General features: G+C 43.7%; 27 protein-coding genes. 20 read left to right on the forward strand and 7 right to left on the reverse strand.

The window, feature by feature from the left end:
- Nucleotides 1-110: 110 nt before the first annotated feature.
- On the forward strand, nucleotides 111-821 hold the full coding sequence (locus QDI94_RS09485; protein WP_169923250.1) for an HAD family hydrolase: 711 nt from the start codon (nucleotides 111-113) through the stop codon (nucleotides 819-821).
- Between the two features lie 203 nt (nucleotides 822-1,024).
- Nucleotides 1,025-4,792, forward strand: a complete 3,768-nt coding sequence (locus QDI94_RS09490) for a phosphoribosylformylglycinamidine synthase (RefSeq protein WP_278868587.1) — start codon at nucleotides 1,025-1,027, stop codon at nucleotides 4,790-4,792.
- Nucleotides 4,793-5,129: 337 nt separating this feature from the next.
- Here the strand turns inward: QDI94_RS09490 and QDI94_RS09495 are convergent, their stop codons facing one another.
- From QDI94_RS09495 to QDI94_RS09505, 3 genes are all read right to left on the reverse strand, one after another.
- The gene (locus tag QDI94_RS09495; RefSeq protein ID WP_278868589.1) at nucleotides 5,130-6,098 is read right to left on the reverse strand and encodes a biotin--[acetyl-CoA-carboxylase] ligase; all 969 of its coding nucleotides are present in this window, start codon (nucleotides 6,096-6,098) and stop codon (nucleotides 5,130-5,132) included.
- A 75-nt stretch (nucleotides 6,099-6,173) separates the two neighbouring features.
- Nucleotides 6,174-6,791: an ECF transporter S component gene (locus QDI94_RS09500; RefSeq protein WP_015522805.1), complete on the reverse strand. Its 618-nt coding sequence runs from the start codon at nucleotides 6,789-6,791 to the stop codon at nucleotides 6,174-6,176.
- Between the two features lie 124 nt (nucleotides 6,792-6,915).
- Nucleotides 6,916-7,683, reverse strand: a complete 768-nt coding sequence (locus QDI94_RS09505; RefSeq protein WP_278868593.1) for a type III pantothenate kinase — start codon at nucleotides 7,681-7,683, stop codon at nucleotides 6,916-6,918.
- 241 nt (nucleotides 7,684-7,924) lie between these two features.
- Between QDI94_RS09505 and QDI94_RS09510 the strand changes: the two genes are divergently transcribed.
- Both QDI94_RS09510 and QDI94_RS09515 read left to right on the forward strand, forming a co-directional pair.
- The gene (locus QDI94_RS09510; protein WP_278474402.1) at nucleotides 7,925-8,773 is read left to right on the forward strand and encodes a transketolase; all 849 of its coding nucleotides are present in this window, start codon (nucleotides 7,925-7,927) and stop codon (nucleotides 8,771-8,773) included.
- Nucleotides 8,773-9,723, forward strand: a complete 951-nt coding sequence (locus QDI94_RS09515; RefSeq protein WP_278418359.1) for a transketolase family protein — start codon at nucleotides 8,773-8,775, stop codon at nucleotides 9,721-9,723. The genes QDI94_RS09510 and QDI94_RS09515 overlap by 1 nt, the downstream gene beginning before the upstream one ends.
- 150 nt (nucleotides 9,724-9,873) lie before the next feature.
- Here QDI94_RS09515 and QDI94_RS09520 read toward each other — a convergent pair whose 3' ends face one another.
- The 4 genes from QDI94_RS09520 to ylxM all read right to left on the reverse strand — a co-directional run bounded on the left by QDI94_RS09520 (nucleotide 9,874) and on the right by ylxM (nucleotide 12,229).
- The gene (locus QDI94_RS09520; RefSeq protein WP_015523346.1) at nucleotides 9,874-10,107 is read right to left on the reverse strand and encodes a KH domain-containing protein; all 234 of its coding nucleotides are present in this window, start codon (nucleotides 10,105-10,107) and stop codon (nucleotides 9,874-9,876) included.
- A 23-nt stretch (nucleotides 10,108-10,130) separates the two neighbouring features.
- A complete protein-coding gene (gene rpsP, locus QDI94_RS09525; protein ID WP_178778926.1) occupies nucleotides 10,131-10,376 on the reverse strand; it encodes a 30S ribosomal protein S16 in 246 nt (81 codons plus the stop codon).
- A gap of 91 nt (nucleotides 10,377-10,467) precedes the next feature.
- Nucleotides 10,468-11,868: a signal recognition particle protein gene (ffh, locus tag QDI94_RS09530; RefSeq protein ID WP_101028913.1), complete on the reverse strand. Its 1,401-nt coding sequence runs from the start codon at nucleotides 11,866-11,868 to the stop codon at nucleotides 10,468-10,470.
- A 10-nt stretch (nucleotides 11,869-11,878) separates the two neighbouring features.
- Nucleotides 11,879-12,229, reverse strand: coding sequence for a YlxM family DNA-binding protein (gene ylxM, locus QDI94_RS09535; RefSeq protein WP_101028914.1), 351 nt, complete (start codon nucleotides 12,227-12,229; stop codon nucleotides 11,879-11,881).
- A gap of 477 nt (nucleotides 12,230-12,706) precedes the next feature.
- On the opposite strand from ylxM, the gene QDI94_RS09540 reads away from it, so the two are divergent.
- From QDI94_RS09540 to QDI94_RS09615, 16 genes are all read left to right on the forward strand, one after another.
- Complete coding sequence (locus QDI94_RS09540; RefSeq protein ID WP_101028938.1) at nucleotides 12,707-13,663, forward strand: PhoH family protein; 957 nt, start codon at nucleotides 12,707-12,709, stop codon at nucleotides 13,661-13,663.
- 55 nt (nucleotides 13,664-13,718) lie between these two features.
- Complete coding sequence (gene ybeY, locus QDI94_RS09545) at nucleotides 13,719-14,234, forward strand: rRNA maturation RNase YbeY (protein WP_101028915.1); 516 nt, start codon at nucleotides 13,719-13,721, stop codon at nucleotides 14,232-14,234.
- Between the two features lie 28 nt (nucleotides 14,235-14,262).
- Nucleotides 14,263-14,757, forward strand: coding sequence for a diacylglycerol kinase family protein (locus QDI94_RS09550; protein ID WP_278868600.1), 495 nt, complete (start codon nucleotides 14,263-14,265; stop codon nucleotides 14,755-14,757).
- A 50-nt stretch (nucleotides 14,758-14,807) separates the two neighbouring features.
- A complete protein-coding gene (gene era, locus QDI94_RS09555) occupies nucleotides 14,808-15,725 on the forward strand; it encodes a GTPase Era (protein ID WP_021882931.1) in 918 nt (305 codons plus the stop codon).
- A 103-nt stretch (nucleotides 15,726-15,828) separates the two neighbouring features.
- Nucleotides 15,829-16,002 (forward strand): hypothetical protein, encoded by a 174-nt coding sequence (locus tag QDI94_RS09560; protein ID WP_021882932.1) that lies wholly within the window; start codon nucleotides 15,829-15,831, stop codon nucleotides 16,000-16,002.
- On the forward strand, nucleotides 15,953-16,699 hold the full coding sequence (gene recO, locus QDI94_RS09565) for a DNA repair protein RecO (RefSeq protein WP_278868605.1): 747 nt from the start codon (nucleotides 15,953-15,955) through the stop codon (nucleotides 16,697-16,699). Before QDI94_RS09560 ends, recO begins: the two co-directional genes overlap by 50 nt.
- A 123-nt stretch (nucleotides 16,700-16,822) precedes the next feature.
- Nucleotides 16,823-19,186 carry an endonuclease MutS2 gene (locus QDI94_RS09570; protein ID WP_278868608.1) on the forward strand — a complete coding sequence of 788 codons (2,364 nt, stop codon included), beginning with the start codon at nucleotides 16,823-16,825 and terminating at the stop codon, nucleotides 19,184-19,186.
- 38 nt (nucleotides 19,187-19,224) lie between these two features.
- Nucleotides 19,225-19,740, forward strand: a complete 516-nt coding sequence (gene rimM, locus QDI94_RS09575; protein ID WP_278418370.1) for a ribosome maturation factor RimM — start codon at nucleotides 19,225-19,227, stop codon at nucleotides 19,738-19,740.
- On the forward strand, nucleotides 19,730-20,422 hold the full coding sequence (gene trmD, locus QDI94_RS09580) for a tRNA (guanosine(37)-N1)-methyltransferase TrmD (protein ID WP_176790923.1): 693 nt from the start codon (nucleotides 19,730-19,732) through the stop codon (nucleotides 20,420-20,422). The genes rimM and trmD overlap by 11 nt, the downstream gene beginning before the upstream one ends.
- Nucleotides 20,423-20,685: 263 nt before the next feature.
- Complete coding sequence (locus tag QDI94_RS09585; RefSeq protein ID WP_015523358.1) at nucleotides 20,686-20,949, forward strand: HPr family phosphocarrier protein; 264 nt, start codon at nucleotides 20,686-20,688, stop codon at nucleotides 20,947-20,949.
- 93 nt (nucleotides 20,950-21,042) lie between these two features.
- Entirely contained in the window at nucleotides 21,043-22,887 is a 1,845-nt protein-coding gene (gene uvrC / locus QDI94_RS09590) for an excinuclease ABC subunit UvrC (RefSeq protein ID WP_278868614.1), read from the forward strand.
- Nucleotides 22,888-23,035: 148 nt separating this feature from the next.
- Nucleotides 23,036-23,584 carry a 16S rRNA (guanine(966)-N(2))-methyltransferase RsmD gene (gene rsmD / locus QDI94_RS09595; protein ID WP_278474421.1) on the forward strand — a complete coding sequence of 183 codons (549 nt, stop codon included), beginning with the start codon at nucleotides 23,036-23,038 and terminating at the stop codon, nucleotides 23,582-23,584.
- Complete coding sequence (gene coaD, locus QDI94_RS09600; RefSeq protein ID WP_278418376.1) at nucleotides 23,581-24,066, forward strand: pantetheine-phosphate adenylyltransferase; 486 nt, start codon at nucleotides 23,581-23,583, stop codon at nucleotides 24,064-24,066. Before rsmD ends, coaD begins: the two co-directional genes overlap by 4 nt.
- A 59-nt stretch (nucleotides 24,067-24,125) precedes the next feature.
- The gene (locus QDI94_RS09605; protein ID WP_101028922.1) at nucleotides 24,126-24,587 is read left to right on the forward strand and encodes an ATP synthase subunit B family protein; all 462 of its coding nucleotides are present in this window, start codon (nucleotides 24,126-24,128) and stop codon (nucleotides 24,585-24,587) included.
- Nucleotides 24,588-24,868: 281 nt separating this feature from the next.
- Nucleotides 24,869-25,438 carry an ANTAR domain-containing response regulator gene (locus QDI94_RS09610; protein ID WP_169923252.1) on the forward strand — a complete coding sequence of 190 codons (570 nt, stop codon included), beginning with the start codon at nucleotides 24,869-24,871 and terminating at the stop codon, nucleotides 25,436-25,438.
- A 37-nt stretch (nucleotides 25,439-25,475) separates the two neighbouring features.
- Nucleotides 25,476-26,558 (forward strand): carbamoyl phosphate synthase small subunit, encoded by a 1,083-nt coding sequence (locus QDI94_RS09615; protein WP_278868616.1) that lies wholly within the window; start codon nucleotides 25,476-25,478, stop codon nucleotides 26,556-26,558.
- Nucleotides 26,559-26,572: the final 14 nt, after the last annotated feature.

Consider the following 26,572-nt stretch of genomic DNA (forward strand, 5'->3'; position numbering starts at 1 on the left):
TATCACCTCGTTTTTTACTGACTATAGTATATACCGAAAATTTTTTCCTTGCAATCCAAATCGAAATTTTGTATAATATTTGTGCATAAATTGAAAGGAACGGTATGTTAATGTATAAAAATTATCTTTTTGATTTGGACGGAACTTTGCTTCCCATGGATATGGAAAAATTCGTAAAGCTGTATTTTTCATCGCTCTGCAAGCGTTGCACTCCTGTTATAAAAATCGAACCTGACGCCCTTATAAAGGCGATGTGGGCAGGTACTGACGCTATGACAAAGAACGATAACAGCCGTACAAACCGTGAAGTTTTCTGGGAAACAGCAGGCAAAGTCAGCGGTGCCGACCTTGAAAAGTTTGATGACCTTTTTACCGATTATTACGAAAACGAGTTTATCGTTCCGAAAGATGCTACAAGCTTTACTCCTTATGCAAAGAAAAGCATTGATTTCATAAAGAAAAACGGCGGCAGACTTATTGCCGCAACAAATCCGATTTTTCCGTTTGTTGCAACAAAACGCAGACTTGAATGGGCAGGAGTTTCTCCCGATGATTTTGAACTTGTTACAACATACGAAAACTTTGGCTGCTGCAAGCCGAATCTCAAATATTTTGAAGAAATCTGCAAAAAGCAGGATATCAAGCCCGAAGACAGCATTATGATCGGCAACGATGTTGACGAGGATTTGTGCAGCGCAAAACTCGGCTTTGATACATACCTTATTACCGACACAATTGTGAACAGAGATAATAAGGATTATTCAGACTACAAAAACGGCAGTTTTGAGGAATTTTACAAAGATTTTCTCAAAGGCGATTAAATATGATTATATTGTGCGGTCAGACGGCATTTTGCTTTGTCTGACCGCTTTTTCTGTGTGCATTTAATTTTACTTTTACAGAATACCTTTTAATGCCTTAAATGAAATAAAAAAATAGTCGAATGTGGTATTATGTGATGTGATACAGGTTATCAGACGGGATTTATTTTGTTTTATATCTTAATTAAGCAGGTGAATGAATTATGTCAGAAGTAATCAGAATTTTTGTTGAAAAAAAGGATGGCTTCAATGTTCTTGCAAAGCAGACGCTTTGGGACATCCGCCACAACCTCGGTATGAAGTCTGTCGAAGATCTTCGTTACATTGTGCGTTACGATCTTGAGGGACTTACTAAGGAAGAATATGACAAGGCGAAAACCATTGTTTTGTCAGAGCCTAACGCCGATGTAATCTATGAAGAAACTCTCCCCGTTGAGGACGGCTGGAAGGTATTCGCAATGGAGTATCTCCCCGGTCAGTACGATCAGCGCGGTGACTCTGCCGAGCAGTGCGTTCAGCTTCTTACTCAGGGTGAGCGCTGTAAGGTTCTTACAGCAAGAGTAATTGCTCTCAAGGGCAATATTACAGATGAAGAGCTTGTAAAGGTTGAGGAGTACCTCATCAACCCTGTTGAAAGCCGTCTTGCATCTCTTGAAAAGCCAAAGACTCTTGATATGGAAATTCCCGTTCCCGAAAATGTTAAGAGGGTAGAGGGCTTCATCGGTTGGAATGACGATGAGATGCAGAAGTATTACGATTCAATGGGCTTTGCAATGACACTTGCAGACCTCAAGTTCTGCCGTGATTACTTCAGAGATACAGAACACCGTGATCCGTCGGTTACAGAACTTCGTGTAATTGACACATACTGGTCGGACCATTGCCGTCACACAACATTCCTCACAAGACTTGAAGAGATTGAGATTGAAAAGTCTGCTCTCGGCAAGGTTATCGAGGACGCACTCAGCGAGTATTATGCAACCCGTGACGAGGTTTACGGCAAGGATACAAAGAGAATCGTTTCACTTATGGATATGGCTCTCATCGGTATGAAGTCACTCAAGAAGAAGGGACTCATTCCCGACCTTGACGAAAGTGAAGAAATCAATGCCTGCTCAATTCAGGTTCCCGTTACTATAGATGGAAAAACAGAACAGTGGCTCGTTCAGTTTAAGAACGAAACTCACAACCACCCGACAGAAATCGAGCCTTTCGGCGGTGCCGCAACCTGTCTTGGCGGTGCAATCCGTGATCCGCTTTCAGGCCGTTCATATGTATATCAGGCTATGCGTGTTACAGGCTCGGGCGATCCGACAATTCCTTTCAAGGATACAATGCACGGCAAGCTCCCTTCACGCAAAATTACAACAGGTGCCGCTCAGGGTTACAGCTCATACGGTAACCAGATCGGTCTTGCAACAGGTCAGGTAACCGAGCTTTACGATCAGGGCTATGTTGCAAAGAGAATGGAAATCGGTGCTGTTATCGGCGCATCTCCAAAGGAAAATGTTATCCGTGAAACTCCTCTTCCCGATGATGTAATCGTGCTTCTCGGCGGAAGAACAGGCCGTGACGGCTGCGGCGGTGCAACAGGCTCTTCAAAGGCTCACGATGAAAGCTCAATCGAAACCTGCGGTGCAGAGGTTCAGAAGGGTAATCCTCCTACAGAAAGAAAAATTCAGCGTTTGTTCCGCAATCCCGAAGTTGCAAAGCTCATCAAGAGATGCAACGACTTCGGTGCAGGCGGTGTTTGCGTTGCTATCGGTGAACTTGCCGACGGTCTTACGGTTGACCTCGACAAGGTAACAAAGAAATATGACGGCCTTGACGGTACGGAGCTTGCTATATCCGAAAGTCAGGAAAGAATGGCTGTTGTTCTCGATAAAAAAGATGTTGACAAGTTTATTTCACTTGCATCAAAAGAAAACCTTGAGGCTACAGCCGTTGCGGTTGTAACCGAAAGTCCTCGTCTTACAATGAACTGGAGAGGCGACACAATCGTTGACCTCAGCCGTGAATTCCTCAACACAAACGGTGTTACTCAGGTTGCCAAGGCTTATATCGAGGCTCCGAAGTGGGAAGGCTGCTACCGTAAGGTTGCTCCCACAAAGCTTAAAGATATGCCTGCTGATGAGGCATTCCTTGAAAATATGTCAAGACTTGAAGTTTGCTCACAGATTGGTCTTGCAGAAAGATTTGACGCATCAATCGGTGCGGCTACGGTAATTATGCCGTTCGGCGGTAAGAATCAGCTCACTCCTCAGGAGGCTATGGCTGCAAAGATTCCGCTTGAGAAGGGCGAAACAGACGATGCAACAGCAATGAGTTACGGCTATATCCCCGGTGTTTCACGCTGGAGTCCGTTCCACGGCTCTGCTTATGCAGTTGTTGAGTCGCTTTCAAAGCTGCTTGCAATCGGTGCAAACCCGATGACAGCAAGACTTACATTCCAGGAATATTTTGAAAGACTTAAAGATGTTCCTTCCCGTTGGGGCAAACCTGCCGCAGCACTCCTCGGTGCTATGCAGGCTCAGCTCAAGCTCGGACTTCCGTCAATCGGCGGTAAGGACAGTATGTCGGGTACATTTGAGGATATTGATGTTCCGCCTACACTCGTAAGCTTTGCCGTTGCAATGACAAAGGCATCAAAGACAATTTCAACAGAATTTAAGAACGCAGGTTCAAAGGTTATCTTTGTTCCCGTTCCCGAAAATAAAGAAACACTTATGCCTGTATGGGATAAGCTTATCGAAATGTACAACGCTGTTTATGCTCTCTGCGAGGACGGCAAGGTGCTTTCTGCGTCGGTTGTTAAAGAGGGCGGTACTGCCGCAAGCGTATGTAAGGCTTGCTTCGGTAACGGCTTTGGCTTTAAGTTTGCAAACGAACTTACAAATGACGAGCTTTTTGCTCCGCTTTCGGGTTCGCTTGTTATCGAACTTGCAGACGGTGCAGAGCTTTCAGATGATGTTCTTCACTATGACCTCGGTACTGTTACGAACGATGCAAAGATTACTGTAAACGGCAAGGGAATCGAACTTTCCGCACTCCTCGAAAAGTGGACTGCTCCGCTTGAAAAGGTATTCCCGACAAAGGCTGAAGTGCCTGAAATCGAAGTTGATGTTCCGCTTTACAGCGAGAGAAATACATCTTCACCTGCAATCAAAACTGCAAAGCCTACTGTATTTATCCCTGTATTTCCGGGTACAAACTGCGAGGTTGATACGGCAAGAGCATTTGAAAAAGCAGGAGCAAATGTTGAAATGCTCATCGTCAAGAACCTTTCTTCAAATGACATTGAGGAAACAATTGACGAAATGGAAAAGCTCATTGCAAAGTCACAGATGATTATGCTTCCGGGCGGTTTCTCAGGCGGTGACGAGCCTGACGGTTCAGGTAAGTTCATTGCAACAACATTCCGCAACCCGAGAATTGCAGAGCAGGTTAACAACCTTCTCAAGAATCGTGACGGTCTTATGCTCGGTATCTGTAACGGATTCCAGGCTCTTATCAAGCTCGGACTTGTTCCTTACGGCGAAATCAGAGAGCTTAAGGCAAATGATCCGACGCTCACATTCAACACAATCGGCAGACATATTTCACATATGGCTTATACAAGAGTTACTTCCGTTAAGTCACCGTGGTTTGCAAATGTCAACGCAGGCGATGTGTTTGCTGTTCCCGTGTCACACGGTGAGGGCAGATTTATGGCTGATGTTGAAACTGTAAAAGAACTTGCAAAGAACGGTCAGATTGCAACACAGTATGTTGACCTTGCCGGCAACCCAAGCAGCGACATTGAGTTCAACCTCAACGGTTCTGTTTGTGCAATTGAGGGTATCACATCACCTGACGGCAGAGTTCTCGGTAAAATGGGACACAGCGAGAGAAAGGGCGAAAACCTTTACAAAAATGTTCCGTTCGCAAAAGACCAGCAGATTTTTGAAAGCGGCGTAAAATACTTCAAGTAATTTATAACCGAATCTTTTATATAAAAACTAAGGACATCCGTTTTTCGGATGTCCTTGTTGTTTGTGCGGTATAGTACGCAATAATATTGTATTGTTATTGTAGCGGCGAACGAGGTTCGCCACTACTGTATGGCAGTAGCTTTGTGACATTGAAATATAATTGGCAATGTTACGCTCGGGCATTTATAGCTTTGCATTTGTAAAACTGTCTGCACGAACGGGGGACGGCGACACGCAGACAATAGATGACTTACCGTAATCGGAAATGTTACGCTCGGGCATTTATAGCTTTGCATTTAAAAAACTGTCTGCACGAACGGGGGACGGCGACACGCCGTTAATAGATGCCTTGAACGGTGACTTCGCCTGAATTGATAAGTTTGGTGGTTTTGTCGGGAAGCTCTGCAATAAGCTCGCCGTTACGGTTAATTCCTACGGCTTTGGCTTTTACGGATCTGCCGTTGCGGCTGAATGTTATGGTTCTGCCGATTGTTGCGCAAAGGCTTGTGTATTCTTTTAACGCAGTGTCGGAGAGTTTTAAACCGTTTTTGATAAATTCTTCCTCAATGTGATTAAGTACACTGGCAAAGAATTTGTTCTTGTCAAAATGACCGCCTGTTGCAAGATAAATTGAAGTTGCCTTTTCTTTGATGTCATCGGGAAAATCCTGAGTATCGGCATTGATTCCGATGCCTGTAATTACATATTCAACGGCGTCAAATTCGGCACTCATTTCGGTTAGAATACCGACAAGCTTTTTCTTGCCGATGATGATATCGTTCGGCCATTTGATACGGCAGTCAAGTCCTGTGAACTCTCTGACAGCCTTGCAGACTGCAAGACCTGCAAGCGGAGTGATTGATGATACCTCGGACGGGGCAATCTTTGGTCTTAACAAGAATGAAAAGGTGATGCTGTCATCCTTTTTTGCTTTCCAAACTCTGCCGAGTCTGCCCTTGCCCTGAGTTTGTTCTCTGGCAACGGCAACCGTGCCGTTTTCGCAACCGTCTGCACCCAGCTTTTTGAGGTAATCGTTTGTTGAACCCACCTCGTCAAGGACGATGAGGTTTTTACCGATTACGGAGGTTTTCAGGTATTTTTCGATTGCAGGCTCGTTGAGGTGTGGCGGATAGGCAACAAGGCGGTATCCACGGTTTGTTACAGAGTCAATCTTGTAGCCCTGTTCCTTGAGACTGTTAATCGCTTTCCACACTGCCTGTCTTGACACACCAAGCTGTTCGGAAATTTCACTGCCCGAAACATAGCCGTCTGTTTTTGTTAAAAGTTCAATAATTTTCTTTTGCATAACATCACCGATTTTAAAATTTAATGAAAAAATTACGGACGATTCTAAACAAAATCGCCCGTTTTTGAATGTTAATTATTTACTTTTGTTTGCCGCAACAATTTTCTTGACTGCAATGCTTACTGCCGAACCGACAACAAAGCAAGCAATGATTTCAAGAATGCAGTTGATTGAAAGAGCAGGGATAACCACGGCTGTGATTACATTAAGTCCCATAACTTCGATACTGCCGAAAAGGATTGCCATAAAGCCAAGGAAGAAGGCTGTGTTCATAACAGGGCAGAGTATAGTAGCAATAAGGTCGTTAAGATTGAACTTGCCTACAGTTTTACCTTCAAATACCTTGCCCAGACCTTTTGCGATAAGTCCTGTGAACCAACCCATAAGAGCTCGTGCAACAACACAAATTATAAAGGTGTAAAACCAGTTGATTGAAAGCATTGCCGTGCCGAATGCGTCCATACCAAAGCATTGTACAAAGCTTGTGATACCAAAGAGTGTGCCGAGAATCAATCCTGCTGTAGGACCGAGAACGGTTGCACCGATTGCAATCGGAATGCAAAGGAATGAAATGGAAAGCGCACCGATCTTCAGATATCCGAGCGGTGTGAGCGCCATTACAAGCGTCAATGCGATAAGCACTGCAAGAATAACCATTCTTTGCACCTTTGAAAAGTTTCCTGTCTTGTTCATAAAAAATTCCTCCTGCTGTTTCCCTGCTCATTTTACGCAGGTGAAACGCAAATAATATTTACAAGGGGAGAACCCCGTTGCATCAAATTAATAATTCAAAAACAAGTTGTATATTAAATTGTCTTTATTTTTTATTTCTCTCGTAAATAATTTTGAGTCCGTCAAGAATAATATTCTCATCAAAGATAATATCGTGACGGCAGTTTTTGATTGCAAGCGGAGCAAGACCGCCTGTGGCAATAACCTTGCATTCTGTCTTGCATTCCTCGGTAAACATATCAACCATTCCGTCAAGCATACAGGCTGTTCCGAACATAATTCCCGAACGAATGCAGTCGGATGTGTTTGATGAAATTACCTTCTTTGGAGCTTTCATATCAACCGATGACAGCAATGCACCGTGATTTGTGAGTGCGTCAAGCGAAATTCCCATACCGGGGGCAATTGCACCGCCGTGATACGCGTTGCTTGCGTCAACATAGACAATTGCGGTTGCAGTTCCCATAAAAATCATAATGAGAGGACCGCCGTATTTTTCACACGCTCCCACACAGCCGGCAACGATATCTGCACCCAAGGTTTCGGGATGTTCTATCTTGATGTCAAGACCTGTCTTGAGTCCCGGACCGATGAGCAGACTTTTTCTGTCTGTAACGGTCATAATCGCACTTCTGAGGTTATATGTAAATTTCGGAACAACAGAGCTTATAATAGCGCCGTCAATGTTTTTTGCGTCGATGTTGTAAATCTGCAAAAAAGTGTAAAGTTCAACGGCAAGCTCGTCGCTTGTTTTGTTTTCATCGGTTGAAAAACGGAGTTTGAATTTTAAATTATCTCCGTCAAAAATACCGAGCTTGACATTGGTGTTTCCGACATCGGCCGCAAGCAGCATTACTGTTCCCTCCAAACGGTTTTCATAAATAAGCTCTTACAAAAGTTTAGATTTAATCGTACTTTACTTTGCTTATTATATCATAAAAAATTATTTCTTCAAGGGTGAATTTAAGGAATTTATCCGATTTTTGGAAAATCCAAAAAAATTGTTGAAATTTGCGTTGGTTTGTGTATAATTAAAATAGGTGCGCAGACACGGTCAAGTACTGCGCAAAATTCTGAAAGGAATGGTTTATTAAATGGATAGTTCAGAAATCAAGCAGCTCCAAATCCTTGCTGCAAAGTCAAGAATGGGCGCAATTCTCGGCACTTATCACGCCAAATCAGGTCATCCCGGCGGATCGCTTTCTGCGGCAGATATTTTCACATATCTCTACTTTAAGGAAATGAATGTTGATCCTAAAAATCCTGATATGCAGGACAGAGATCGTTTTGTTCTTTCAAAGGGTCACTGCTGTCCGGCTCTTTATGCAACACTTGCACTCAAGGGCTTTTTTGAATGGGACGAGCTTACTAAGCTCCGCCATGTGGGCGCAATGCTTCAGGGCCATCCCGATATGAAGGGTACTCCCGGTATTGATATGAGCACAGGCTCACTTGGTCAGGGCGTTTCGGCTGCCTGCGGTATGGCGCTTGCGGCTAAGCTTGATAACAAGAGCTATCGCACATATACGGTTCTCGGTGACGGCGAAGTTGAAGAAGGTCAGGTTTGGGAGGCTGCAATGTTTGCCGCTCACAACAAGCTTGACAACCTCGTTGTAATTGTTGACCAGAACGGACTTCAGATTGACGGTACTGTTGAAGAGGTTGCAGGCATTGAACCTCTCGATAAAAAGTTTGAAAGCTTCGGCTTTGAAGTAATCAAAATTGACGGTCACGACTTTAATCAGATTGAATCGGCTCTCGAAAAGGCTAAGACAGTAAAGGGCAAGCCTACTGCAATTCTTGCCAAGACAATCAAGGGCAAGGGCGTTTCATTTATGGAAAATCAGGTTGGCTGGCACGGCACTGCTCCAAACAAGGAACAGTATGAACAGGCTACTGCCGAGCTTCAGGCTGAAATTGACAGATTGGAGGGCAACTGCTGATGGCACAGGTTATTAAAAAGGCTACAAGAGAAAGCTTTGGTATGGCTCTTTGTGAGCTTGCAAAGACAAATAAGGATATTATCGTTTTTGACGCAGACCTCGCAGCTGCTACAAAGACAGGAATTTTCAAGAAAGAATTTCCCGACAGATTTTTTGACTGCGGTATTGCCGAGGGCAATATGGTAGGTGTTGCGGCAGGTATGGCTGCGGCAGGCAAAATCCCCGTTGCAGCATCATTTGCAATGTTTGCAACAGGCAGAGCATTCGAGCAGATTCGTAACTCTGTTGCTTATCCTCACCTCAATGTTAAGATTGCCGGCAGTCACGCAGGCATTTCAACAGGCGAAGACGGTGCTACTCATCAGTGCCTTGAAGACATCGGTATTATGCGTACAATTCCGGGTATGGTTATTCTTAACCCTGCCGATCATTACGAAATGATGGCTGCTACAAAGGCAGCAATTGAGTACAAGGGTCCTGTTTATATCCGTCTTGGCAGACTTGCAATCGACAGCTTTAACGATCCCGATACCTATACTTTTGAACTCGGCAAGGGCATTACTCTTCACGAGGGCAACGATGTGGCTGTTATCGCAACAGGCCTTGTTGTAAACGAGGCTTTAAAGGCTGTTAAGGAGCTTGAAGCAGAGGGTATCAACGCTCGCCTTATCAATATCCACACAATCAAGCCTATTGACAGAGATATCATTATTAAGGCTGCAAAGGAAACAGGCAGAATCATCACAATTGAGGAGCATAATGTTATCGGCGGTCTTGGCGACGCTGTTTGTGATGTTGTAAGCGCAGAATGCCCTGTTAAGGTTACAAAGATTGGTGTAAACGATCGTTTCGGTTACAGCGGTCCGGCTCTTGAGCTTCTTGACAAGTTTGGTCTTACACAGCCGCACATCGCAAAGGTTGTCAGAGATGTCGTTAAAGAGGACAAATAATTTCTGAATTTATTTAATAATTGCAAAATATCAGCGGTCGGTTTGTTCAAGCCGACCGCTTTTTGTATGTCAGATGTCTGCTCAATAAAATTTGAGCAATATTAAAAGCCCCCGAAATTTCGGGGGCTTTTGTTCGGTTATGACCGTTAATCAGTCAATTTCAACCATAATTTTTTCTTCACTGCGGATAGCTGCACTGCGGGCAATTGTGCGGATAGCCTTGGCAATTCTGCCCTGCTTACCGATGATTCTGCCCATGTCGTTTTCTGCAACATGAATATGGTAAACAACTGTTCCCTCTTCGTTGGGAGCATCTGCTTCAACTGATACGGAATCTGGATCGTCAACAAGACCCTTTGCGATAACTGCAAGTAAATCCTTCATTGTTTGTCCTTTCCGAAGCGCAATTATTCAATTACGCCGTTCTTCTTGAGAAGAGCCTTTACTGTGTCTGTTGGCTGAGCGCCGTTAGCAATCCATTTCTTAACTGCTTCAGCATCAACCTTGAACTCTGAAGGCTTCTTGAGAATATCATATGTGCCGATTTCTTCAATGAAACGACCGTTTCTCGGATATCTTGAATCTGCAACTACTACTCTGTAGAAAGGAGCCTTCTTTGAACCCATTCTTCTAAGTCTGATCTTTACTGCCATAATGTTCACCTCATAAAAATTGTTAATTTATATTCACCAACCGTAATTGGATGAAAAACTTTGTTTTTGTTTAATGTTTGATAAATGTTAATTATTTGAACGGAGGCATTCCGTCAGGACCGCCCATGCCGCCCATTCCGTTCATCGGCATACCGCCGAGCCCCGGAAGACCTTTCATTTTTCTTCGTTTCTTAGAGCCTTTTCCGCCCTTTGTCATCTGACGCATCATCTTCTGCATTTGGTCAATCTGCTTGATAAGTCGGTTGACCTCTTCAATGCTTCTGCCCGAACCTGCCGCAATTCTGCGCTTTCTTGACGGGTTCATAATGTGCGGATGACTTCTTTCTTCGGGTGTCATTGAGAGGATGATTGCCTGAACCCAGTCAATCTGTCTGTCGTCAATGTCAACGCCCTCAAGCTGTTTTCCAACACCCGGAATTTTTGAGAGAATGCCCTTGAGCGGTCCCATTTTTTTGACCTGCTCAAACTGATCGTACAAATCGTTAAAATCGAATTTGTTGCTCATCATCTTCTGAGCCATTTCTTCGGCTTTTTCGGCATCCATTTTATTCTGTGCGTCCTCAATGAGAGTAAGCACATCACCCATGCCGAGAATACGGCTTGCCATTCTGTCGGGGTGGAAAACTTCAATATCGTCAAGCTTTTCGCCTGTACCTGCAAATTTAATAGGTCTGCCTGTAACAGCCTTTACCGAAAGTGCCGCACCGCCTCGAGTGTCACCGTCAAGCTTTGTTAGAATAACGCCCGTAATGTCAAGAAGTTCGTTAAAGCTCTTCGCAACATTAACTGCGTCCTGACCTGTCATCGAGTCGATAACAAGCAAAATTTCGTTTGGTTCAACTTCTTTTTTGATGTTTTTAAGCTCATCCATAAGAGCCTCATCAATATGAAGCCGACCTGCGGTATCGAGAATAACAACATCGTTGCCGTAGTCTTTTGCGCGCTTAATTGCCTCTTTTGCAATCTTAACGGGATTTGCTTTTCCCATTTCAAAAACAGGAACGCCTGCCTTTTCGCCGACAACCTTCAACTGGTCAATAGCGGCGGGACGGTAAACATCACAAGCCGCAAGAAGCGGACTTCTGCCCTGTTTTTTGAGCATTTTTGCAAGCTTTGCCGTGTGGGTTGTTTTACCTGAACCCTGAAGACCGCACATCATAATGACTGTCGGTGGCTTTGACGCAAACTCAATTCGTGCGTCCTCGCCGCCCATAAGGCTTGTAAGCTCCTCGTCAACAATCTTAACAACCATCTGTGCGGGAGTAAGACTCTGCATAACATCCTGACCGACGGCACGCTCTGTTACTTTGTTTGTAAAGTCCTTTGCAACCTTGTAGTTTACATCTGCCTCAAGAAGTGCGAGTCGAACCTCTCGCATTGCTTCCTTAACATCTTTTTCAGAAAGCTTGCCTTTGTTTTTCAGTTTTTTGAACGCATTGCCAAGCTTATCTGCAAGTCCTTCAAACGCCATAAAAACTCCTTTAATCCTTCAGCGAGCCTGATTTTCGGATAATAACATCCGCAAGCTCTGTGATTTGCATATCCTGTGAAAGTTCTTTTATTTCAAGTGCAAGAGCCGAAATCTCGTCAAGCCCCTGCTCAAGCTTACTGAACTGTTTGAACAGACCGAGCTTTTCTTCAAACTCAAAAAGCTGCTGCTCACTGCGCTTGATACTGTCACGCACACCCTGCCTTGTTATTCCCATTTCATCGGCAACCTCCGCAAGCGACAAATCTTCGTTATAATAAAGATCAACCGCCCTTTTGCCCGAGGGCTTTAAAAGCTCGCCGTAAAAATCAAACAAGAGGGATACTTCAATGTTTTTTTCCATATTTGACAGCTCCCGTGATTGGTCTGTGTCTGTAAAGAGATTTTCTTTACACCTGTGATATTATAATATATGCTCGACTGTTTGTCAAGCCTTTAAAGCGGATTTCTGCAATGCGTTTACCGAAATGACAAAAGCAGAATAAATTTTGACAAATTTTTAAAAAACTATCAGAAATTGTACGGTTGTGTCATAAAAAAGACGATATTGTAGAATTTTTGGTGAAATCCGATAATTAAAACGAGCCTGTTACAATGTGATTTTGATAAAAATTACGAATAATTGATGATTATATTTCTAACCTTTACAAATGAGGGGGCTATGTGCAGTTTAGTTTTCGTCATTTTTAACAAAATTTAATTTTTTAGTAAAAAAGGCTATTTTTCTCGTGTATTTTTTGGTGAAATGTGTTATAATTGTTTTGAATTATTGAAGAAACAGGAGTTTTGCTTTACGGAACAGATTATAAATATCGACAGAATGGAAAATGCTGTAGCACTTTTTGGCAGTTTTGACGAGAATATTAAGCTGATTGAAAAGGAATTTAATGTTCGCGTCACCTGTCGCGACAGTGAACTGAAGGTTGAGGGCGATGCGGAAAACACGGCAAAAGCCTGCAAGGTTATTGAGAGCCTGCTGCAGTTCATCAACCGAGGTGAGGCACTTTCCGAGCAAAATATCCGCTACTGCATTTCGCTTGTCAATGAAGGCAGCGAGGACAAAATAGAACAGCTTGCGGGCGACTGCATCTGCATTACTTCAAAGGGAAAGCCCATTAAGCCGAAAACCATCGGTCAAAAGCGCTATTGCTCGCAGATTGCGAAAAATACCGTAACAATCGGCGTAGGTCCCGCCGGTACGGGCAAGACCTACCTTGCCGTTGCAATGGCTGTTACGGCCTTCAGAAGCAAGCAGATTAACCGAATTATTCTTACAAGACCTGCCGTTGAAGCCGGTGAAAAGCTTGGCTTTCTTCCCGGTGATTTGCAGAGTAAGGTTGATCCGTATCTCCGTCCTCTGTATGACGCATTGTTCGATATGCTGGGTGCAGAAACATATCAAAAGTATGTTGAAAGGGGCAACATTGAGGTTGCGCCCCTTGCGTATATGCGAGGAAGAACGCTTGACGACAGCTTTATAATTCTTGACGAGGCTCAGAATACTACGAGAGAACAGATGAAGATGTTCCTTACCCGACTCGGCTTTAACTCGAAAATGGTAATAACAGGCGATATTACGCAGATTGACCTTCCGAACGGTGCAAAGAGCGGTCTTAAGGATTGTATAAAAATTCTAAAAAATATTGACGATATCGGCACTTGTTTCTTTGATGAAAAGGATGTTGTCCGTCACCGCCTTGTTCAGGATATTATCAAGGCGTACGCAAGGTTTGAAAGCAGCAATAACAATTTGCGAGGCAGTAATTCCAAAAACTAATATTGTATAACTAATCCGAACCTTAGGATTAAAAATAACGAAAGGACGATCACATATGGCAGAACACAATAAAATCAGAGTAATTATCACAAACAAACAAAAAGCAGTTAAAATTCCGACGGGTATAAGAATGTTGGTCCGCCGCTGCTGCAATGCGGTTCTCCAGCTTGAAAAATTTGAAGGTTCTGCTGAAATCAGCGTTACTTTCACGGATAACGAGGGCATCAAGGCTCTTAACAAGCAGTATCGTGACAAGGACATTGAAACCGATGTTCTTTCTTTCCCGATGGGCGAAAACGGTGTTTATGACACCAATCCCGAAACAGGCGCACAGATTTTGGGCGATGTTGTAATTTCAATGGAAAAGGCAAGAGATCAGGCAGAGCTTTTCGGTCACAGCCTCCAGAGAGAGGTTGGCTATCTTACCGCTCACAGCGTCCTTCATCTTCTCGGTTATGACCATATGGAAAAGCTTGAAAGGGTAAGAATGAGAGAAAAAGAAGAGCTTGTTATGGAACAGCTCGGTCTTCCTGCATCATCAAGCTACATAGTTGACGACGATATGGCTTGATGCAGTTTAAACAGTTGTATTTCGGGATATGAAGAAGCAAATCAAAAGTTTTAAAAGTGCATTCAAAGGCTTTTGTTCAGCCGTAAAAAGCGAAAGTCATATGAGATTTCACCTTGTTGCGACATTTTATGTTTTCGCTTTCGGTTGCTTTTACGATTTTTCTGCCGCAAAATGGGCGTTGCTCGCCGTTTTATGCAGCTTTGTAATTGCACTTGAACTGGTCAATACCTGTGTTGAAAGGCTCTGCGATTTGCTTTGTGACAGATATGATTTTTCTGTTAAGATTATCAAGGATATTGCAGCCGCAGCCGTGCTTGCCGTGTCGTTTTCGGCTGTGTTTACGGCTGTGCTGTTCTTCCTTGATTTTGAAGTAATAGGAAAAATATTTTTGTATTTTGCAAATAATCCCGTTATGCTGGGTTTGCTTATTTTGTCTGCGGTGATTTCTGCCGTCTTTGTATGTGCAGGTCCCGTAAAGGTGAAAAATGCAATTTTGAGTATCAAAAGAAAAGATAAACATTAACAAAAGGGGCGGCATTTTAGCAGCCCCCGATTTTTGTATAGTGAGGTAATATGTTAAATACAGATAATAAAGATAAATCCGCATTTATTGCCATTGTCGGCAGACCTAATGTGGGCAAAAGTTCAATTCTCAACAGACTTATGGGACAGAAAATTGCAATTGTTTCAAGCAAGCCGCAGACTACCCGAAACAGAATCACAGGTGTGCTTACTCAGGGCGAATATCAGCTTGTTTTCTTTGATACACCGGGTATGCACAAGCCGAAAACCTCTCTCGGCAAGTATATGGTGCGTTCCGTCAATGAATCCGTGGGCGGTGTTGACTGCTGTATGCTCGTTGTTGAGGCAGGAAAAGAACCGGGTGACACAGAACTTAACCTTATTGAAAAGTTCAAGTCAATGGAAATGCCGGCAATCCTTGCAATCAACAAGATTGACACTCTCAAAGAAAAAGAAGAACTTATGAAACAGATTGCCCGTTACAGTCTGCTCTACGATTTTGACGCAGTTGTTCCCGTGAGTGCACAGGACGGCAACGGTATGAACGAACTTCTTGATGAGCTTAAAAAGCAGGCAGGCGAGGGCGGTCATTTCTTTGATGACGATACTCTTACAGACCAGCCTGAAAGAGTTATTGTTGCCGAAATTATCCGTGAAAAAATACTCCGTCTTTGCGACAGGGAAATTCCGCACGGCACGGCTGTTGTAATCGAAAAAATGAAAACAAGGGATAACGGTATGCTTGATATTGACGCTACTATTTTCTGTGAAAAAGAAACCCACAAGCGTATTATTATCGGCAAAAACGGCTCAATGCTCAAGAAAATCAGCACATTTGCCCGTCAGGATATCGAAAGATTTTTCGATTGCAGGGTATTCCTACAGACATGGGTAAAGGTAAAAGAGGATTGGCGAAACCGTGCCCAGATTCTCCAGAATTTCGGCTATGACGAAAAGAATTTTGACTGATAATCCGATTAAAAGCGATTCGGGTACACGATTTGACACAATGTCAGATTTTTCATAATATAATAAACGGCGTCCGTGAAACACTAACTGCGGAGGTGTTTTTATGGATAACTGGAGTGCGTGGCAAATATTCTTTACCACGGGAAGTGTTCTTGATTACATTCGCTACAAAAGTATTCAGGATGCCAAAGACACGGGTGCAATCACCGTGAACAGGGAGGAAACCGATGAAATTCCGAACAGAGGGACTGATTATAAAGGAACAGAATATCGGTGAGCAGGACAAGCTCGTTTTTGCTCTCACAAAGTCAAACGGTGTAATCCGTGCATTTGTAAAGGGTGCAAAAAACATCAAAAACGGCAAATGTGCGGCGGCATCTCTTCTCTCATATTCCCGACTTACAATTTATAAAGGTCGGGAAAGTTACATAATCGGCGAGGCACAGCCGATTCGCATTTTCTCAAAGCTCCGCAGTGATGTTACAAAAATGTGCCTTGCACAGTATTTTTGCGAACTTGCTCTGACAATTTGTCCCCGTGAGCAAAAGGCAGACTCATTTCTGAGTCTTGTGCTTAATTCGCTCTATCTTTTGTCGGAGGACAAACGCAGTGCAGACCTTATCAAGCCGTGTCTTGAAATGAGGCTTGCAAGTATGGCGGGCTATATGCCCGACCTGAGAATGTGCAGAGAATGCGGAGAATACATTACTACGCTTATGTACTTTCTGCCACGCATAGGCGCTCTTGAATGTGCCGATTGCAGAACGGATGTGTCAGAACCTGCAATCGCTCTAAACGAGGGAACGCTCACGGCGCTTAGGCATACTGTTTATGCCGATGACGACAAGCTGTTTTCGTTTGCACTGCCGAAGGATGACCTTGTTGTGCTGAATGCGGCGAGCGAAAGTTATCTTAAATACAGATTTGAAAAAGACTTTAAAACGCTTATTTTTTACAAAACAATAAGCAGTTAATCAGACAATGCAGTTTTGTGTGATTGGCGAACACGCTTCGCCCTTGCAAACAATGCGATAAATCGGTTGTTTTACTGTAATATTATTTGACACAAAATTGCAATTATTGAATTTGGTAGAATTATGAACAGACATTACAAAACACTTGAACTTGATAAAATTCTCGAAAAGCTTGCGGGGATGACTTCGATTGAGGACGCCCGTGAAATGGCATTGAATCTTGAACCCGTGTTTGAACTGAAAAAGGTTGAACAGCTTTTACAGCAAACCGATGACGCAGTTGCGTTAAGCGGAAGATTCGGTGCTCCGTCATTCGGCGGTGCCGGAAATTGTTCGGGACATTTACGCAGAGCACAGGCAGGCGGTTGCCTTACCACAGGCGAACTTCTGTCGGTTGCTTCAACGCTCAGAACAATCCGCACGGTCAAGGAGTGGCACTCACGCTCGGGCGGAGGAGCAAGCTCTCTTGACGGCTATTTCAGCGGACTTGTTTCCAACAAGTTTCTTGAGGACAAAATCACCTCGGCTATTATAAGCGAGGAGGAAATTTCCGATAAGGCAAGCCCTGTTTTGTCGGATATAAGAAGAAAAATCCGCACAGCCTCCTCAAAGGCTCGTGAGGTACTCGATAAAATTATTCACAGCTCAACATACATAAAGTATCTTCAGGATACTATCGTCACACAGCGTGACGGCAGATATGTTGTTCCGGTAAGAAGTGAATGCAGAGGCAATGTTCCGGGTCTTGTACATGACACCTCGTCAAGCGGTGCAACCGTGTTTATTGAGCCTATGGGCGTTGTTCAGGCAAACAATGACATAAAGCTTTTGCAGTCAAAGGAAGAGCAGGAGATTGAAAGAATCCTCTTTGAGCTTTCCGCAAATGCAGGCGAGTTTGCCGACAGCATTATCCACAGCTACAAGAACCTTGCACAGCTTAATTTGATTTTTGCAAAGGCTGACCTTGCGTATTCAATGAAAGCGTCAAAGCCGATTATGAACGACAGAGGAATGATTGAGCTGAAACAGGCGCGTCATCCTCTTATCGACAAAAACAAGGTTGTTCCCGTTGATGTTATGCTCGGAAAAGAGTTCGACACGCTTGTAATCACAGGTCCTAACACGGGCGGTAAAACCGTAACTTTAAAGACAATCGGTCTGCTCACGCTTATGGCGATGTGCGGACTTCTCGTTCCGTGTGCCGACAACAGCGAGCTTTCCGTGTTCAGAAGGGTGCTTGTGGATATTGGCGACGAACAGAGCATTGAGCAGTCGTTGTCAACATTTTCGGGACATATGACAAATATCGTTCAGATTATAAAGCTTGCAAACGCAGGCTCACTCTGCCTTATTGACGAGCTCGGCGCAGGAACAGACCCTGTCGAGGGTGCGGCTCTTGCAATTGCAATTCTTGAAAGACTGCGTGACAAGCACGCAAAAATCGCTTCAACAACCCACTATGCGGAGTTAAAGGAATTTGCTCTGCGTACTCCCGGAGTTGAAAACGGCAGTTGCGAATTTGATGTTGCAACTCTCAAGCCGACTTACCGACTTCTCATCGGTGTTCCCGGCAAGAGCAATGCGTTTGCAATTTCAAAAAGACTCGGAATAGATGATGAGATAATCAGCCGAGCAAGCGAACTTGTTTCAAACGAGAACAGACAGTTTGAAGATGTTGTTGAAAAGCTTGAAAAGCGCCGTCAAAGCCTTGAAAAACAGCTTGAGAATGCAAACAGACTTACTGCAAAGGCTAATACCGAAAAGCAGAAAGCAGAAAACGAAATGCAGAAGGCAAAACAGCGTGCAGAGCGTGAGATTGAAAAGGCAAGGCAGGAGGCTCAGCGTATTATTTCACGCACAAGAGCGCAGGCCGACGCAGTTGCCGAAGAACTTGAAAAGGCGAGAAAAGCCAAGGATATGAGCGTTCAGGCAAGGACACAGCTAAAGAAAAATATTGACAAGATGGAGGCTCATGCCGATCCTGTCAAGGCTCGCAATACTCCCGATGAGGAGTACAAGCTGCCAAGACCGCTCAAGGTCGGCGACACGGTTCTCATTTACGATATCGACAAAAACGCAACTGTACTTGCACCGCCGAACAAGGATGGTGTTGTGCTTGTTCAGGCAGGCATAATCAAAACGAGGGTTGATATCAAGAATCTTCGTTTGCTCAAATCAAACAACAAGCCCGCAAAGGACAGATTTTCAAGCACAAGAAATGTGCCGAGCAGAATGGATGTCCGCCCCGAAACGGAGGTTGATGTCCGTGGTGAAACCGCCTTTGACGCAATCAATATTGTTGACAAGGCAATTGACAATGCCGTGCTTTCGGGTGTGAGCAAAATGACGATTATTCACGGCAAAGGCACGGGCGTGCTTAAGCGTGAAATCAACAAGTATCTTAAAACAAACAAAGCCGTCAAAAGTCAGCGACTCGGTGTGTTCGGCGAGGGCGAAGACGGTGTTACAATCATTGAATTAAAGTAAAATCCGACTGAATTTATTTTGTGGAATTTGAGGTAATTATGAAAAAACAGTTTCTTGATTCGGGAAAAATCGTGGGTACACACGGCATAAAAGGCGAGGTCAGAATTGACCCGTGGTGCGACTCTCCCGAATTTCTCTGTGCCTTTAAAAAGCTGTGGCTTGATGAAAACGGAACAGAGTTCATCGAGGTAAAATCCCGACCGCACAAAAATATCGCTCTTGCAAAAATCAAAGGTGTTGACACAATCGAGGCAGCCGAAAAATACAGAGGCAGGATTGTCTACATTAACCGTGACGACATCAATCTTGCGGAGGGTGTCCACTTTGTTCAGGATCTTATCGGTCTTGAGGTTAGGGATGCCGGCAGCGGCAGAGTCTACGGCGAAATTTCCGATGTTTTGCGTACAGGCGCAAACGATGTTTACGAAATCAAAGACGCTGACGGCAAGACATACCTTGCTCCAGTAATTGATGATGTTGTAAAAGAAATCAATGTTAATGACGGCTATGTTCTTATTGTTCCCATGAAAGGAATTTTCGACGATGAGGATTGATATTATAACGCTTTTCCCCGAAATGTTTGAGCCTGTTTTAAACGGAAGCATAATCGGCAGAGCACAGAAAAGCGGTGTGCTTGAAATCGTGTGTCACCAACTGCGTGATTACGCTTTTGACAAGCACAAAAGAGTTGACGACACTCCCTACGGCGGCGGAATGGGAATGCTTATGAAAGCCGAACCCATTGCCCTCTGCTTTGAGGATATCTGCAAACAAATCGGCAAAAGACCGCATTTTGTCTATATGTCACCGCAGGGCAAAACATTGAAACAGCAAAGACTTCGTGAACTTGCCGATGTTGAAAATATCTGTATTCTCTGCGGTCACTATGAGGGTGTTGACCAAAGACTTCTTGACGAGTTTATTGACGAAGAAATTTCAATCGGCGACTATGTTCTCACGGGCGGAGAAATTCCCGCAATGGTATTTGCGGACGCGCTTTCAAGAATGGTTCCGGGTGTGCTTTCTAACAACGAATGTTTTACCGAGGAAAGCCATTTTAACGGACTTCTTGAGTATCCGCAGTACACAAAACCGTCAGTCTGGAGAGGCAAAGAAGTTCCCGAGGTGCTGATGAGTGGACATCATGCAAACATTGAAAAATGGAGAAAAGAAAAGAGCATAGAGGTGACAAGACTCAAACGCCCCGAAATGCTTGAAAAATATGACGGAAAGTGAATTTTGCGGACATAATCTAACTGTAATTACATAAAATAAGACAAGGAAAATCATACGAAATACCGTATCTTTACGATAAAAACATAATATTTTGTAAAAATGCACAATAAACGGGGGGATAAATTCTCTCAAGGTGCATATTAACACGAAATTAATTTATTGTATTGACCTTGTTCGGAAAAAAGATTATAATACATATTAAATTGAGCCGCAGTTTGCAGGCATTGGTGGTTAAAAAATTAAAGGCAAAGAGGGTTTTAAAAATGTATGTTAAGGAAGTATTAGTACAGAATAAAGCCGGTTTACACGCTCGTCCGGCAACTTTCTTTATTCAGAAGGCTAATGAATATAAGTCAACTATCTGGGTTGAGAAGGAGGAGCGCCGTGTGAACGCAAAGAGCCTTCTCGGCGTATTGTCCCTCGGTATTATCGGCGGCACTACTATTAAGGTAATTGCTGACGGTTCTGACGAAACTGAAGCAGTTGAGGGTCTTGTTTCTCTCGTTGAGTCAGGCTTTGCTGAATAATCAGCTTTAAATTTTGCAAAATGTCAAGGGGCGGTTTTCCGCCTCTTTTTTGTTTCTTTCAAACAAATCGAAATCTGAAAAGGCGGTGATTTTGTGAATCCGAAAATGTCACAGCTTCGTAAAAAAGCAATGGCGCTTCCGCTGTTGCCGGGTGTGTACATCATGCACGACAAAAGCGGAAAAATTATATATATCGGCAAGGCAAAGGCTCTTAAAAACAGAGTCAGCCAATACTTCGGTTCGCAGAATAACCATGCAGAAAAGGTTCGCAGAATGGTTGACAATGTCGATGATTTTGAATATATTATCACGGACAGCGAGTTTGAGGCACTCATCCTTGAATGCAGTCTTATCAAACAGCACACCCCGAAGTATAACATTCTGCTTAAAGACGACAAGGGCTACAGCTATATAAGAATCAGCTCGGGTGATTGGAAAAAGCTGTCATATGCATTGCAGAAAAAGGATGACGGAGCGGAATATATCGGTCCGTACAAGAGCAGTTACTATGTAAAAAATGCCGTTGAGGAGGCCAACAAAATCTTTATGCTCCCAACCTGTAACCGCCAATTTCCGAGAGATTTCAGAAAGGGCAGACCGTGCCTTAACTACCACATAAAGCAATGTATGGCTCCCTGCACAGGCAGAGTAAAGCTGAAGGACTACAACGAAAATCTTAACCGTGCTCTCGAATTTTTGCGTGGCGGTTCAACAAATTCAATAAAAAAGCTGACCGAAGAAATGGAAACAGCCGCAGAAAATCTTGAATTTGAAAGGGCGGCGTCAATCAGGGACATAATCAAATCCGTCCGTAAAATGAGCGACAAGCAAAAGGTTGTTGCAACAAAAATTGATGACGGCGATGTTATTGCAGGCTTTTCGGATGACGGCAAAACCTGTTATCAGGTGTTCCGTTTTGAGGGCGGAAGACTTTTTGACCGTGAAAGCTTTGTGTTTGACAGCGGTGAAAGTGAATCCGAAACCGAAGAATTTTTACTGCGATATTACACTCTGCGTGACAGTGTGCCAAAGAGCATTGCAATTGACAGGGAATTTGACGGTATGGAAGAAATTGCCGAATGGCTCTCGCAAAAGCACGGCAGTAAGGTAACCGTAACGGTTCCGCAGAGGGGTGACAGGGCGCAGCTTGTGGCAATGTGCAAATCAAATGCCGCAGAAACCCTTGCACAGAAAAAGGGCGCAACCGTTCGTGAGTACAATGTGCTTGAAGAACTGCGTGATTTGCTCGGACTTGAAAAGCTGCCAGAATATATCGAATCCTACGATATTTCAAACCTTGCCGGCACGGAAAATGTTGCAGGTATGATTGTTTATAAAAACGGCAAACCGCTCAAATCGGCTTACAGAAAGTTCAAAATCAAAGGCTTTGAAGGACAGGATGACTACGCATCCATGGCGGAAGTTTTGGCAAGACGATTTGACGAATATTATAAAAATCCCGATGAGGACGAGGGCTTTGGAAAATTGCCAGACCTTATCCTGCTTGACGGCGGTAAAGGTCAGGTTGCGGCTGTAAAAGAGGTTTTGCAGAGTAAGAATATTGATGTTCCGCTGTTCGGCCTTGTAAAGGACGATAAGCACAAAACCCGTGCCGTAACGGGCGAGGGCGGAGAAATTGCGCTCAGTCCCGGACGGTCGCTGTTTGCGTTCCTCGCAAAAATGCAGGACGAGGTTCACCGCTTTGCAATCGGCTATCACCATTCAAGACGAAGTAAAAACACATTCAAAAGCTCGCTTACAGGCATTGATGGCATAGGCGAAGTCAGAGCAAGGTCGCTTCTCAAGTATTTCAGAACGGTTGAAAATATCTCAAATGCAGATCTTGCAGAGCTTGAAAACGCTCCTAAAATGACGAAAGACGCCGCACTTGCGGTGTTTAAATACTATCATCCGCTGAATGACAGCAAAACAGAGTAAAATATTGTTGTAAATTATCTTTTAATGTGTTATACTAAAGTTTGCAATTGCAGACGGTTGCACAAAACTTAACTTTTTTCGGCAATGCCGTATGCCTGCTTGCGGTGTTGTTTTATGATTTTGCAGGCGGAAAGGCTGCGTGTGTTTTATGAGAGTTATTACAGGCTCCGCAAGAGGCAGACGACTCGAAACCCTTGAGGGTGAAGATGTAAGACCGACAACCGACAGAATTAAAGAGGCTGTTTTTTCGATTATTCAGTTTGAAACCGAGGGCAGAAATTTTCTTGACCTTTTTGCAGGCTCGGGACAAATGGGTATTGAGGCTTTGAGCAGAGGTGCAAAGTCGGCAAGCTTTGTTGACAATGCAAAAAAATCGCTTGAAACGGTAAAAAGAAACCTCAAGGCTGTAAGGCTTGAAAACTCGGCAAAGGTTTTTGCAATGGATTTTCACAGCTTTCTTTCGATGAACTCACAGCGTTTTGACATTGCGTTTCTCGATCCTCCTTACAGAACGGGAATGCTGCAGGATGCCCTTGAGCTTGTTGTCGATGCGATGAACGATACTGGTGTTATCATTGCGGAAAATCCTCTTGACGAAGAAATTTTGTCGAATTACGGTGATTTTGTACTTGACAGACAGTATCGCTATGGTAAAATAAAAATAACTACATTCAGACATAAGGATTTTCAAAGATGAACAAAACAGTGATTTGTCCGGGAAGCTTCGATCCCGTAACGCTCGGACACCTTGATATTGTCACGAGAGCGTCAAAGCTTTTTGACCGTGTAATCGTGGGTGTGCTTGTCAACTCTTCAAAAAGTCCTATTTTCTCAATTGAAGAGAGAATTGAACTTTTAAAGGAGGTTACCGAGCATCTTGATAATGTTGAAGTAGTAGGCTTTAACGGCTTGCTCGCACAATATTGTGAGGAACACGGTGTTGACGCAATTGTTAAGGGACTCAGAGCTGTGACAGACTTTGAATATGAATTTCAGATGGCGCTTACCAACAAAAAGCTGAATCCGAACCTTGAAACCCTGTTTCTAACTGCTGAAGCGGATTCGATGTATCTCAGCTCGAGTATGGTTCGTGAGATTGCCTCAATGGGCGGCGACATCAGAAACTTTGTTCCTGCGTGCATTCATGACAGAATTGTGGAAAGACTGAAAAATAATTAAGCGTTTGTTTTTTTTAATTAAAGATGGATTAAACCAAACATATAAGGAGTGGACAGATAATGAAAGTTGAGGATTTGATTTTACAGCTTCAGGATGTTATCAGCGCTGCCAAGTCAATGCCCTTTTCAGGCGGCAAGGTTATGGTAAGCAGTGACGAGATTTATGATATTCTCGATCAGATTCAGGACGCTATGCCGGCAGAGGTAAGACAGGCAAAGAATATTGTTGCCGACAGAAAGCAGATTCTTGCCGAGGCTAACCGTGAATCGGAGAACATAATCAGGGGTGCGGAAGAACGCAAAAAGGCTATGCTTAACCAGAACGAGCTTGTTCGTGAGGCCCAGGCAAAGGCCAAGGAAATTGTTGACGATGCAAAACAGAAGTCGGCGGAAATCAGAAAGGCTGCTAATGTGTATGTTGACAGCATTATGAAACGCACGGAAGAGGGCGTTGCAACACAGCTTGAGGCTCTCAGAAAGACTCATGCCAACATTGTAAGCTCGCAGAAAAAGCAGGGCTGATTTAATCAAAAACGGCTTTGCATCAACAGTCGGGCAGTCCGAAAAAACAAATAATGTACAATTACAAGCGGCAGAGAATTAAACTGCCGCTTGTTTTTTTGCCGCAAAGGTATACTTGTCGGAAAACGCGAAAAATGTTGAAGAGAAGAAAATAAAATTGCATTGAAAATGTTTTTACAAAATTGTAAAAAATATTGTCATAATTCCTTTAAGTAAATAACAATAGGGGTTAATCTTGTAAAATAATAAGATGAATGAAACAATATGCGGTGGTGAGGTTCTTGAAAAATGCTTTGCTGATTTCACACTCTGAACAGAGTGCCGTTTCTTTGTCACAATTGCTTGAGAGCGAAGGCTATACGGAGATTTCCGTTTGCCAAACCTCACAGGAGGCTAAGGAGCTTGCAAAGGGTGAGGTTTTTGACCTTATTTGCGTCAATGCGCCGCTTGAAAAGGAAAACGGCATTGAGCTTTCAAAGTACTTTGCCGGAACAACCCGTTCAAGTGTTGTGATTATCGTTCCGCAGCGTAATGCGGATTATGTGAACGACGCACTTACGGAGCACGGTGTTCTTGTTATTGCAAAGCCCGTAAACAAGCACCTGTTTCACCACTTTTTGCAGTTTACGGAATGTTTTAAGATGCGTATGTTCCGTGTGATTGAGGAAAATGAAAAGCTCAAGCATATGGTTGCGGATATGAAGATAATAAACAGAGCAAAGTTTCTGCTTATTACCTGCCTTAATATGTCCGAAGATCAGGCGCATCGCTATCTTGAAAAACAGGCTATGGATCTCAGAACAAGCAAGCTTGAGGTTGCAAAGCAGGTTATCAGAACATATGAGAACTGACTGCAATTTTTTAGTTTATTGAAAGGAATGTGTTTTTATGAGCCGTGCGGCATACTTAATCCTTGAAAACGGAACAGTTTTTGAGGGCAAGGCGTTTGGTGCCGAAAAAGAAACTACGGGAGAACTTGTTTTTACTACAGCAATGACAGGTTATCTTGAAACACTCACCGACCCCAGCTATTACGGTCAGGTGGTTATTCAGACATTCCCTTTAATCGGCAACTATGGTGTTATCCCTGCCGATTTTGAAAGTGACTCTCCGTCACTGAAAGGTTATATTGTACGAGAATGGTGCCAAGTTCCTTCAAACTTCCGTTGTGAGGGTGATCTTGACACCTTTTTAAAAGAGTCGGGAATTCCCGGCATTTACGGAATTGACACCCGTGCGCTCACAAGAATTGTGCGTGAATACGGTGTTCTGAACTGCAAAATCTCCTATTCTCCCGATGTAACAAAGGAAGAACTTGACGAGATTAAGAACTATGTTATTACAGAGGCTGTTGAAAGCACTACCATAAAAGAAAAAGAGCATTTTGACGCTGAAAACGGCGACCTCAATGTTGTGCTTATGGATTTTGGCGCAAAGCATAACATTGGCAGAGAGCTTGTTAAGAGAGGTTGTAACCTTACAGTTGTTCCCGCCCACACAACAGCGGATGAAATTAAGGCTATGAATCCCGACGGCGTAATGCTTTCAAACGGACCGGGAGATCCTTCGGACAACACAGAGATTATTGCGGAGCTTAAAAAGCTTTGTGACTTCGGGATTCCGATCTTCGGTATCTGTCTCGGTCACCAGCTCCTTGCGCTTTCACAGGGTGCAAAAACAGAAAAGCTAAAGTACGGTCACAGAGGTGCAAACCAGCCTGCAAAGGAAGTTGAAACAGGCAGAGTTTACATCACATCACAGAACCACGGCTACGCTGTTGTAAGCGACAGTATGCCCGAGAACGGCAAAGTAAGCTTTGTAAACGGCAATGATAACACCTGCGAGGGCGTAAACTACACAAATATGCCTGCTTTCTCGGTTCAGTTCCATCCGGAAGCTTGCGGCGGTCCTCACGATACAGCATTTTTGTTTGACCGTTTTATTGAATTGATGAAGAACAACAGAAAATAAGAGTCCGAAATTCG

Source organism: Ruminococcus bromii, from assembly GCF_928721825.1.
GTDB classification, from domain to species: Bacteria; Bacillota; Clostridia; order Oscillospirales; family Acutalibacteraceae; genus Ruminococcoides; species Ruminococcoides bromii.